The sequence below is a fragment of the Streptomyces sp. NBC_00483 genome (assembly GCF_036013745.1).
GTDB lineage: Bacteria > Actinomycetota > Actinomycetes > Streptomycetales > Streptomycetaceae > Streptomyces.
Genome location: NZ_CP107880.1, coordinates 3,051,232 through 3,062,961 on the forward strand (window position 1 = coordinate 3,051,232; position 11,730 = coordinate 3,062,961).

The following is an 11,730-nucleotide window of genomic DNA, read 5'->3' on the forward strand; positions in this document are numbered from 1 at the left end:
CAGTTCCGTACGCCGTTGTACGGGACGTTTCAGCGGCGGACCGTCACACGGCCAGCGCGCGGTCCGTCGGGCGGATCGGAGCGTGCAGCTCCGACACCCCGGTCAGGAAGCGGTCCACGCCGCGGGCGGCCGAGCGGCCCTCCGCGATGGCCCACACGATGAGGGACTGGCCGCGGCCGGCGTCGCCCGCCACGAACACACCCGGGACGTTCGTCTGGAACTCGTCGTCGCGGGCGACGTTGCCGCGCGCGTCGAGGTCGAGGCCGAACTGCGAGACCAGGCCGTTCTCCTGGTCCGTGCCCGTGAAGCCCATCGCGAGGGTGACCAGCTGCGCCGGGATCTTGCGCTCGGTGCCGGGCTTGTTGACGAGCTTGCCGTCGACGAACTCGACCTCGGCGAGGTGCAGCCACTGGACGTTGCCGTCCTCGTCGCCCTCGAAGTGGGTGGTGCCCGCAGAGTAGATGCGCTCGCCGCCCTCCTCGTGGGCCGAGGTGACCTTGTAGAGCATCGGGAACGTCGGCCACGGCTGCGTGGTCGTGTTCCGGTCGTCGTTCGGGCGCGGCATGATCTCCAGCTGCGTCACCGAGGCGGCGCCCTGGCGGTGGGCGGTGCCCACGCAGTCGGCGCCGGTGTCACCGCCGCCGATCACGACGACGTGCTTGCCCTCGGCGGTGATGGGCGGCTGGACGTAGTCGCCCTCCTGCACCTTGTTGGAGAGGGGCAGGTACTCCATCGCGTAGTGGATGCCGTTCAACTCGCGGCCGGGGACCGGGAGATCACGCGACACGGTCGCACCCGCGGCCACGACGACGGCGTCGTAGCGCTTGCGCAGGCCCGCGGCGTCGATGTCGCGGCCGACCTCCACGCCGGTGCGGAACTTGGTGCCCTCCGCGCGCATCTGCTCGATGCGGCGGTTGATGTGGCGCTTCTCCATCTTGAACTCGGGGATGCCGTAGCGGAGCAGGCCGCCGATGCGGTCGGCGCGCTCGTAGACGGCGACCGTGTGGCCGGCCCGCGTCAGCTGCTGGGCGGCGGCGAGACCCGCCGGGCCCGAGCCGATGACGGCGACGGTCTTGCCCGACAGGCGCTCGGGGATCTGCGGGGCGACGTCGCCCCGGTCCCACGCCTGGTCGATGATCGAGACCTCGACGTTCTTGATGGTCACGGCCGGCTGGTTGATGCCGAGCACGCACGCCGACTCACAGGGCGCCGGGCAGAGGCGACCGGTGAACTCCGGGAAGTTGTTGGTCGCGTGCAGGCGCTCCTGCGCGGCCGACCAGTCCTCGCGGTACGCGTAGTCGTTCCACTCGGGGATCAGGTTCCCCAGCGGGCAGCCGTTGTGACAGAACGGGATGCCGCAGTCCATGCAGCGGGACGCCTGCTTGCTGATGATGGGGAGCAGGGACCCGGGAACGTAGACCTCGTTCCAGTCCTTGACGCGCTCGTCGACCGGGCGGGTCCGGGCGACTTCGCGCCCGTGGTTGAGAAAGCCCTTGGGATCAGCCATTGGTCGCCGCCTCCATCATCTTCTCGGTGATCTCGGTCTCCGAGAGACCGTCTCGCTCGGCGGCGTCCTTGGCGGCGAGCACTGCCTTGTACGTGCTGGGGATGATCTTCGTGAACCGGGCCACCGAGGCGTCCCAGTCGACGAGGAGCTTCTCGGCCACCGTCGAGCCGGTCTCCTCGGCGTGGCGGCGCACCACGTCGTGCAGCCACTGCTTGTCGGTGTCGTCGAGGGGCTCGACCGCGGACTGGTTACCGGCGTTCACGTCGGCGAGCTTCATGTCGATGACGTACGCGATGCCGCCCGACATACCGGCCGCGAAGTTGCGGCCCGTCTCGCCGAGGATCACCGCGTGGCCGCCGGTCATGTACTCGCAGCCGTGGTCGCCCACGCCCTCCGAGACGACCGTGGCACCGGAGTTGCGGACGCAGAAGCGCTCGCCGGTGCGGCCGCGGAGGAACAGCTCGCCGCCCGTCGCGCCGTACGCGATGGTGTTGCCGGCGATCGTCGAGTACTCGGCGAGGTGGTCGGCGCCGCGGTCCGGGCGGACGATGACGCGGCCACCGGAGAGGCCCTTGCCGACGTAGTCGTTGGCGTCGCCCTCCAGGCGCAGCGTCACACCGCGCGGCACGAAGGCGCCGAAGGACTGGCCGGCGGAGCCCGTGAAGGTGATGTCGATGGTGTCGTCGGGCAGGCCCGCGCCACCGAACTTCTTCGTCACCTCGTGGCCGAGCATGGTGCCGACCGTGCGGTTGATGTTGCGGATGGCGACCTGGGCGCGGACCGGCTGGGCGTCCGTCTGGTCGTTGGCGGCGAGGGCGTCGGCGGCGAGCTTGATCAGCTCGTTGTCGAGCGCCTTCTCCAGGCCGTGGTCCTGCTCGATGATCCGGTGACGGACGGCGCCCTCGGGCAGGTCCGGCACGTGGAACAGCGGCTCCAGGTCGAGGCCCTGCGCCTTCCAGTGGTTCACGGCCTGCTCGGTGTCGAGGAGTTCGGCGTGGCCGACGGCCTCCTCGATGGAGCGGAAGCCCATCTCGGCGAGCAGCTCGCGGACCTCTTCGGCGATGAACTTGAAGAAGTTGACGATGTACTCGGCCTTGCCGGAGAACCGCTCGCGCAGCGTCGGGTTCTGCGTGGCGATGCCGACCGGGCAGGTGTCCAGGTGGCAGACGCGCATCATGACGCAGCCGGAGACGACGAGCGGCGCGGTCGCGAAACCGAACTCCTCGGCGCCGAGCAGCGCGGCGATCAGCACGTCGCGGCCGGTCTTCAGCTGGCCGTCGGTCTGCACGACGATGCGGTCGCGCAGGCCGTTGAGCAGCAGCGTCTGCTGGGTCTCGGCGAGGCCGAGCTCCCAGGGGCCACCGGCGTGCTTCAGCGACGTGAGCGGCGAGGCGCCCGTGCCGCCGTCGTGACCCGAGATCAGGACGACGTCCGCGTGCGCCTTGGACACACCGGCCGCGACCGTACCCACGCCGACCTCGGAGACCAGCTTCACGTGGATGCGGGCCTGCGGGTTGGCGTTCTTGAGGTCGTGGATCAGCTGAGCCAGGTCCTCGATGGAGTAGATGTCGTGGTGCGGCGGCGGGGAGATGAGGCCCACGCCCGGCGTCGAGTGACGCGTCTTGGCGACCCACGGGTAGACCTTGTGGCCGGGCAGCTGGCCGCCCTCGCCGGGCTTGGCGCCCTGGGCCATCTTGATCTGGATGTCGTCGGAGTTGACCAGGTACTCGGAGGTCACACCGAAGCGGCCGGAGGCCACCTGCTTGATCGACGAGCGGCGCGCCGGGTCGTACAGGCGCTCCGGGTCCTCGCCGCCCTCACCGGTGTTGGACTTGCCGCCCAGCTGGTTCATGGCGATGGCGAGGGTCTCGTGCGCCTCCATGGAGATGGAGCCGTACGACATGGCGCCGGTCGAGAACCGCTTGACGATCTCGGAGGCCGGCTCGACCTCGTCGATGGAGATCGGCTCGCGGCCCTCGGACTTGAAGCCGAACAGGCCGCGCAGCGTCATGAGGCGCTCGGACTGCTCGTTCACGCGGTCCGTGTACTTCTTGAAGATGTCGTAGCTGCCCGAGCGCGTGGCGTGCTGGAGGCGGAAGACCGTCTCCGGGTCGAACAGGTGCGGCTCGCCCTCGCGGCGCCACTGGTACTCGCCGCCGATGTCGAGCGCGCGGTGCGCGGGCGCGATGCCGGAGGCGGGGTACGCCTTGGCGTGCCGGGCGGCGACCTCCTCGGCGATGACGCGCAGGTCGGCGCCGCCGATCTTGGTGGTGGTGCCGTTGAAGTACTTCTCGACGAAGGCCTCGTCGAGGCCGACGGCCTCGAAGACCTGGGCGCCGCGGTAGGAGGCGACGGTCGAGATGCCCATCTTGGACATGACCTTGAGGACGCCCTTGCCGAGCGCGTAGATCAGGTTCCTGATCGCGTCCTCGGCCTCTATGTCCTTGAGGAACGTGCCGGCGCGGACCAGGTCCTCGACCGACTCCATGGCGAGGTACGGGTTGACCGCCGCGGCACCGAAACCGATGAGCAGGGCGACGTGGTGGACCTCGCGCACGTCACCGGCCTCGACGAGGAGGCCCACCTGGGTGCGCTTCTTCGTACGGATGAGGTGGTGGTGGACGGCCGCGGTGAGCAGCAGCGACGGGATCGGCGCGTGCTCGGCGTCGGAGTGCCGGTCGGAGAGCACGATCAGGCGGGCGCCGGCCTCGAGGGCGGCGTCGGCCTCGGCGCAGATCTCGTCGATCCGGGCGGCGAGCGAGTCGCCGCCGCCGTGCACCCGGTACAGGCCGGACAGGGTGACGGCCTTCATGCCGGGCATGTCGCCGTCGGCGTTGATGTGGATGAGCTTCGCGAGCTCATCGTTGTCGATCACCGGGAAGGGCAGGGTGACCGCGCGGCACGTGGCGGCCGTGGGCTCGAGCAGGTTGCTGCCGGGGCCCAGCGGGGAGCGCAGCGAGGTGACGAGCTCCTCGCGGATCGCGTCCAGCGGCGGGTTGGTGACCTGCGCGAACAGCTGCGTGAAGTAGTCGAACAGCAGCCGCGGGCGGGCGGAGAGCGCCGCGATCGGGGTGTCCGTGCCCATCGAGCCGATCGGCTCGGCGCCGGCCTTGGCCATCGGTGCGACGAGGATGCGGAGCTCTTCCTCGGTGTAGCCGAAGGTCTGCTGGCGGCGCGTGACGGAGGCGTGCGTGTGCACGATGTGCTCGCGCTCGGGGAGGTCGGAGAGCTCGATCTCGCCGGCCTCGAGCCACTCCTCGTAGGGGTGCTCGGAGGCGAGAGCGTTCTTGATCTCCTCGTCCTCGATGATGCGGTGCTCGGCGGTGTCCACGAGGAACATCCGGCCGGGCTGCAGGCGGCCCTTCTTGACGACCTTGGCCGGGTCGATGTCGAGGACGCCGACCTCGGAGCCGAGGACGACGAGTCCTTCGTCGGTGACCCAGTAGCGGCCGGGGCGCAGACCGTTGCGGTCGAGAACGGCGCCGACCTGGGTGCCGTCGGTGAAGGTGACGCAGGCCGGGCCGTCCCAGGGCTCCATCAGGTTGGAGTGGTACTGGTAGAAGGCGCGCCGGGCCGGGTCCATGGAGGCGTGGTTCTCCCAGGCCTCCGGGATCATCATCAGGACGCTGTGCGGCAGCGAACGGCCACCGAGGTGCAGCAGCTCAAGGACCTCGTCGAAGGAGGCGGAGTCGGAGGCGTCCGGCGTACAGACGGGGAAGGTCCGCTCGAGGTTGTCCGAGTCTCCGAACAGCTCGGAGCCGAGCTGCGACTCACGGGCGCGCATCCAGTTGCGGTTGCCCTTGACGGTGTTGATCTCACCGTTGTGCGCGACGAAGCGGTACGGGTGCGCGAGCGGCCACGACGGGAACGTGTTCGTGGAGAACCGGGAGTGCACGAGCGCGATCGCGGAGGCGAAGCGGCGGTCGGACAGGTCCGGGAAGAAGGGCTCAAGCTGGCCGGTGGTCAGCATGCCCTTGTAGACGATCGTGCGCGCGGAGAGCGACGGGAAGTACACGTCGGCCTCGCGCTCGGCGCGCTTGCGCAGCACGAACGCCTTGCGGTCGAGCGCGATGTCCTTGGAAGTGCCGTCCGCGACGAAGACCTGGCGGAACGCCGGCATCGTCGAGCGGGCGGTGGCGCCGAGGAGCTGCGGGGCGACCGGGACCTCGCGCCAGCCGAGGACGTTCAGGCCCTCTTCGGCGGCGATCGTCTCGATCCGCGAGACGAACTCCTCGGTGCCCTCCTCGGGCAGGAAGGCGATACCGACAGCGTACGAACCGGCCTCGGGGAGGTCGAAGTCGACCACCTCGCGCAGGAAGGCGTCCGGAACCTGGGACAGGATGCCCGCGCCGTCGCCCGAGTCGGGCTCGGAGCCGGTGGCACCGCGGTGTTCCAGGTTTCGCAGGACGGTCAGCGCCTGCTCGACCAGCGTGTGGCTCGCCTCGCCGGTGAGGGTGGCCACGAACCCGACGCCACAGGCGTCGTGCTCATTTCGCGGGTCGTACATGCCCTGGGCAGCAGGGCGAGCATCCATGTGCGACCAGGTCTGGCCGCTGTTGGAATGCTGGGACGGCTGGCGCGAGGTACGCATCGGCTCTCCCGTCGTCGTCGTGGCAAGGTACGTGCCGAGGGACGACGTTGGCCCTCTGCGGAGAAGTGCAACTCAAAAATTTCGTGCAAGTTACATGATGGAGCGGTTCTCGGGAACCGGATACTGCGTTCCAACATGCGGACACCGCGGGTGGCGGCGGGAGAGGCCTGGCCGGGCAGATCGATGACCGAGGGCCGGGGTGGTGCTGGCGTGCGCCGCGGGCCTCATTGCCCCCAGCGCTTACGGCTCATGCCCCGTGGTCTCGCAATCGAAACCGCGCGGTAACGACTACTTATGCAAGGCGCTGTATAGGCATCTTCAGGCCACGGCCGCGACCCGTCAACCAGCAAAAGTGCCGAAGATGCTCCCCAGGAGATACGTCACACCCGCCGCGGCACCACCGAGGACCAACTGCCGCAATCCGCTGAACCACCAGGAACGCGCCGTCACCTTGGCCACGACGGCCCCGCACGCGAAGAGTCCGAGGAGCGCGAGCAGCACGGCGGGCCACAGCGCGCTCGCCCCGAGCAGATAGGGCAGCACCGGGATCAGGGCGCCGAGCGCGAACGACCCGAAGGACGAGACGGCGGCGACCGTCGGCGAGGGAAGATCGCCGGGGTCGATGCCCAGCTCCTCCCGCGCATGTATCTCCAGGGCCTGCTCGGGGTCCCGCGACAGCTGCCCGGCCACCTTGTGCGCGAGCTCCGGCTCGACGCCGCGGGAGATGTACAGCTCGGCGAGCTCCCGCTCCTCGTCGGCCGGATGCTTCCTCAACTCGCGCCGCTCGACGTCGAGTTCGGCCTCGACCAGCTCGCGCTGGGAGGCGACGGAGGTGTACTCGCCCGCGGCCATGGAGAAGGCTCCGGCGGCGAGGCCCGACAGCCCGGTGATGATGATCGTCTGCTGCGAGACGGCGCCGCCCGCGACGCCGGCCATGAGCGCGAAGTTGGAGACGAGCCCGTCCATCGCGCCGAAGACCGCGGGCCGCAGCCAGCCACCGTTGACATCGCGGTGGGTGTGGTTGTCCCGGTGGGCGTCGTGCAGATCCGCCCCGGTCTCGATGATGGTCATGCTCGTGGACCCCGCTCCCCTGTGACTGCTGACTACCGACTGCCGTTTGCGAGCTGCCGTTGACGAGTCCGAAAGTACGCGCGAAAAATCGACCCTGCCAGCAAGGAAGGCCGTACTTACCTGCGGTTTTGCGCCCTGCGCAACACGCTGACCTCCACCTTCCCGGACTAGCCCGTGAGGTGGATCACATGATGGGTGCGTTGACGGGCAGGGAAACAAGGACGCAACATCCGTAAACGTTTACAGAAGCGGGAAACGTTTACAGCATGACGGCGACAGCATGACGGCGAAGGGGGCAGGCGCGGTGCCGAGGACCACGACGCAGGCGACGGCGGCGGCGACCGGTGGCGGTCAGCCGACGATCATCTCCATCGCCGAGCGCGCGGGGGTCTCCATCGCGTCCGTCTCCCGCGTGCTCAACGGGATCGGGGCCCGCCCCGCGACCGTCGAGAAGGTCGAGCGCGCCGCCGCCGAACTCGGCTATGTGCCGAACGCGGTGGCCCGCTCCCTCAAGGACGGCCGCACCCGCCAGCTCACCTTCGCGATGCCCGACATCGGCAACCCGGTCTATGTGGCGATGGTCCGCGCCATCCAGTCCGTCGCGAAGGCCGCCGGGTACCGCCTCCTCCTGCACTCCACGGACGCCGTCGCCGAGGACGAACTCGCCGTGCTCCGCAGCCTCGGCGACCGCACCAGCGACGGCCTCATCCTGTGCCCCATCCGCATCACGGACGCCCACGTGGACGCGCTGCGCTCGGCCTCGGGCCCGGTCGTCGTCATCGGCTCACTGCCCAGCGGCGTCCCCGTCGACAGCGTGCGCGCCGACTCCGTCGAGGGCGTCGCGCTCGCGGTGCGTCATCTGTACGAGACGGGCCGGCGCCGCATCGCCTTCGTCAACGGCCCCGCCGACACGGTTCCCGGCCGCAAGCGCGGCGAGGGCTTCCGCAAGGCCCTCGCGGACTGCGGCCTCGTATACGACCCGGAGCTCGTGGTGCACACGGACTTCGGCATCGAGTCCGGGGCCACGGCCGCCGAGTCGCTCCTCGACCTGCGGCCCGACGCGGTCTTCGGCGCCAACGACCAGCTGGCCCTCGGCGCCGCCCGCGCCCTGCACGCCCGTGGCCTGCGGATACCCGAGGACGTCGCGGTCGCGGGGATGGACGACAGCGTGCTCGCGCAGGCCGGCTGGCCCCCGCTGACCAGCGTCGACCTGGGCTCCACCGAGCGCGGGCGACGCGCCGCCGAACTGCTGCTGCACCGCCTCGACACCCCGGAAGCACCCGGAAGCACCGCAGAGAACCCCGCTCCCCGCTCCACCACCGCCCCTCCCCGCCTCGTCGTCCGCGCCTCCACGGGCCGGGCGGCGCCCGACAGTTGAGACATCGAGGATTCCCATGAGTCTCACCGCGCCCCGGGACAACGCCGTCCCCGGCAGCCGCGGCACACCACCACCCCGCACGCCGGGTCAGCGCAAGCGAGCGCTCGGCCTGGACCGGGGTGCGTGGTTCCTGCTGATGCCCGCGCTGATCCCGATTCTGATACTCAGCGTGGTCCCGCTCCTGTACGGCCTGTCGCTCGCGTTCACCGACTCGCAGGCCGGGCGGACCGCTCCCACGCAGTTCATCGGCCTGGACAACTTCCTCGACCTGCGCCACGACTCGCTGTTCTGGGAGTCGTTCCGGATCGGCCTGGTCTGGGCGGTGTCCGTGACGGCACTGCAGTTCGTCTTCGCGCTCGGCCTCGCGCTGCTGCTCAACCAGAATCTGCGTTTCCGCTGGATGGCCCGCACCCTGGCGCTGGTCCCGTGGGCGATGCCCGAGGTCGTCGTCGGCATCATGTGGCGGCTCGTCTACCACTCGGACGCGGGCATCCTCAACAAGACGCTGACCCAGCTCGGCCTGATCCACGAGAACGTCGACTGGCTCGCGGACCTGTCGTACGCGCTGCCCGCCGTGATCGTCGTGGGCGTCTGGGCGGGCATGCCGCAGACGACGGTGGTGCTCCTCGCCGGACTGCAGAACGTGCCGGTCGAGTTGCGTGAAGCCGCGCAGATCGATGGCGCGGGGATGTGGCGCCGGTTCACGGCCGTGACCTGGCCGGCCCTGAAGCCGGTGGTCATCGCCATCACCGCGCTCAACTTCATCTGGAACTTCAACTCCTTCGGCCTGGTCTACGTACTGACGCAGGGCGGGCCCGGCGGGAAGACGCGGCTCCCGATGCTGTTCGCGTACGAAGAGGCCTTCAAATACGGGCAGTTCGGGTACGCCGCCGCGATGGGCCTTGCGATGGTCGCGGTGATCGCGGTGCTGCTGACGCTGTTCCTCCGTAAGAAGCTGAAGGAAGACGTGGAGGCGGCGGCATGAGCGCGAGTACGACACTCCCCCGGGTCGCGGGCCGCGCAGGTCAGTACGTGGCGCTGCTCTGCTACATGATCTTCCTGGCCTTCCCGTTCCTGTGGCTGATCTCGACGTCCTTCAAGTCCCCGCAGGAGCTGGGCGCGATCGACCCGAGCTGGCTGCCGCAGCATCCGAGCCTGGACAACTACCGCGCCGCGTTCGACGCGCAGCCGCTGCTGCACTCGGCGCTCAACAGCCTGGTCGTCGCGGTCAGCGCCTCCGTGATCTCGGTGGCGATCGCGGTCCCGGCCTCGTACGTCATGGTCCGGTACAGGTCCCGGGTCAGCCAGGCGGGCACGGGCTGGATCCTGGTCAGCCAGATGTTCCCGTTCGTGCTGATCATCATCCCGCTGTTCCTCGTCCTGAAGAACCTGCGGCTGATCGACAGCCTCTTCGGCCTGATCATCGTCTACGTCGTCTGGAACCTGCCCTTCTCGCTCTGGATGCTCCAGGGCTACGTGAAGTCGGTGCCGCGCTCCCTGGAGGAGGCCGCGGCGGTGGACGGCGCGGGCCGGCTGCGCACGCTGACCAGCGTGGTCCTTCCGCTCCTCGCGCCCGGCCTGGTGGCCACGCTGATGTTCAGCTTCGTGACCGCCTGGAACGAGTTCTTCTTCGCCCTCGTCCTCCTCAAGTCCCCGGAGAACCAGACGATGTCGGTCATCCTCACCCGCTTCCTCGGCGCCGAGGGCGTCGCCGACCTGGGCCCGCTCGCCGCGGCCTCGGTCCTCGCCACGATCCCCAGCCTCGTCTTCTTCGCGCTGCTCCAGCGGCGGCTCGTCGGCGGCATGCTCAGCGGGGCGGTGAAGGGCTGATGCGCTCCAGGATCCTCGCGGCGGCCGCGGCCTCCCTCTCCCTCGCGCTGCTCGCCGGCTGCTCCGGGTCCGACTCGGACTCCGATTCGGCGAACGGCACGGTCACCCTCGAATTCCTCAGCCTCGCCTGGCAGAAGGAGTCCATCGAGGCGAACAAGGCCCTGGTCGCGAAGTGGAACGACACCCACTCCAAGGTCAAGGTCAAGTACGTCCAGGGCGTCTGGGACAGCATCCACGACCAGATGCTGACCTCCTTCGAAGGCGGCAAGGCGCCGGACATCTTCCACGACGACGCCTCCGACCTCACCGACTTCGGGCACGGCGGCTACCTCGCCGACCTGAGCCCCTACCTGCCGAAGTCGCTGCGTGCGGACATCCCGAAGGCGTCCTGGGCCACGACGACGTACGGAAAGAAGATCTACGGCATCCCGTTCCTCCAGGAGCCGCGCGTACTCGTCGTGAACAAGAAGCTCCTCAAGCAGTCGGGCGTACGTACACCCACGGTCCAACACCCTTGGTCCTGGGCCGAGTTCGAGCGTGCGAGCAAAAAGCTCACGCGCGACAGGAACAAGGACGGCAAGCCCGAGCAGTACGGCGTCGCCTGGTCGATGAAGGAGCCCGTCACCCAGTCCGTGAACCTCGCCCTGTCCACCGACGGCAAGATCTTCTACAAGGACAAGGACGGCAAGAACGAGATCCGCTACGGCGCCGCCGACTCGGCCGTCGCACGACTGATCAACCGGCAGGTCAACACGGCGCACAGTGCGCCCAAATCGGCGCTCGGCATGGCCGGTTCCGACACGCTGCCCGGCTTCTTCGCGGGCAAGTACGCGATGCTGCCGCTCAACTTCTCGTTCCGGCAGCAGGTCCAGCAGCAGGCCCCCAAGGGCTTCGACTGGACCGTCCTGCCGATGCCCTCCGGCTCCGGCGGCCTGGCCCAGGGCGTCGCCCCGCAGACCCTGTCCGTCTCCGAGGACAGCAAGCACAAGAAGGCGGCGGCCCAGTTCATCGCCTACCTCACACAGGCCGACCACCAGGTACAACTGGCGCGCGGCGACTGGCTGTTGCCCACCAGCCGCGAGGCACTCAAGGACCCGTCCCTGACCACCGACAAGTACGGCTGGAAGACCGGCTCCGAGATGGCCGCCTCGCTGCGCCCGTCCCCGGTGCTCGGGGTGCGGGGCTACGCCGAGTGGAAGGACAAGATCGCCACTCCGGCCTTCCAGGAGTACTACAACGGCGCGTTCGGCGTAACAGAGCTGCGCAAGCGCCTGGCGGACGACGGCAATCTGATTCTGAACCGCTACCAACGCTGAGCACCACCACTCGCACCACCAGCACAACCCCAGAGAT

Annotated in this window: 7 protein-coding genes; 4 read left to right on the forward strand and 3 right to left on the reverse strand. The window is 69.2% G+C overall.

Annotated elements, in window-relative coordinates; genetic code table 11:
• Positions 1–43: 43 nt before the first annotated feature.
• The 3 genes from OHA73_RS13475 to OHA73_RS13485 form a co-directional block, all read right to left on the reverse strand.
• A complete protein-coding gene (locus tag OHA73_RS13475) occupies positions 44–1,507 on the reverse strand; it encodes a glutamate synthase subunit beta (RefSeq protein ID WP_267070777.1) in 1,464 nt (487 codons plus the stop codon).
• Positions 1,500–6,098, reverse strand: coding sequence for a glutamate synthase large subunit (gltB, locus tag OHA73_RS13480; protein WP_327655155.1), 4,599 nt, complete (start codon positions 6,096–6,098; stop codon positions 1,500–1,502). The genes OHA73_RS13475 and gltB overlap by 8 nt, the downstream gene beginning before the upstream one ends.
• A 339-nt stretch (positions 6,099–6,437) precedes the next feature.
• Positions 6,438–7,169 (reverse strand): VIT1/CCC1 transporter family protein, encoded by a 732-nt coding sequence (locus OHA73_RS13485; RefSeq protein ID WP_327655156.1) that lies wholly within the window; start codon positions 7,167–7,169, stop codon positions 6,438–6,440.
• 304 nt (positions 7,170–7,473) lie between these two features.
• Here OHA73_RS13485 and OHA73_RS13490 point away from each other — a divergent pair, with 304 nt between their 5' ends.
• Genes OHA73_RS13490 through OHA73_RS13505 form a run of 4 tightly spaced genes read left to right on the forward strand, consistent with a single transcriptional unit; the run spans position 7,474 to position 11,693 of the window.
• Entirely contained in the window at positions 7,474–8,547 is a 1,074-nt protein-coding gene (locus OHA73_RS13490; protein WP_327655157.1) for a LacI family DNA-binding transcriptional regulator, read from the forward strand.
• A 16-nt stretch (positions 8,548–8,563) separates the two neighbouring features.
• Positions 8,564–9,532, forward strand: a complete 969-nt coding sequence (locus OHA73_RS13495; protein WP_266720678.1) for a carbohydrate ABC transporter permease — start codon at positions 8,564–8,566, stop codon at positions 9,530–9,532.
• Positions 9,529–10,377 carry a carbohydrate ABC transporter permease gene (locus OHA73_RS13500; RefSeq protein WP_266720676.1) on the forward strand — a complete coding sequence of 283 codons (849 nt, stop codon included), beginning with the start codon at positions 9,529–9,531 and terminating at the stop codon, positions 10,375–10,377. Before OHA73_RS13495 ends, OHA73_RS13500 begins: the two co-directional genes overlap by 4 nt.
• Positions 10,377–11,693 carry an ABC transporter substrate-binding protein gene (locus tag OHA73_RS13505; protein WP_267070773.1) on the forward strand — a complete coding sequence of 439 codons (1,317 nt, stop codon included), beginning with the start codon at positions 10,377–10,379 and terminating at the stop codon, positions 11,691–11,693. The genes OHA73_RS13500 and OHA73_RS13505 overlap by 1 nt, the downstream gene beginning before the upstream one ends.
• The last annotated feature ends 37 nt before the right edge of the window (positions 11,694–11,730 follow it).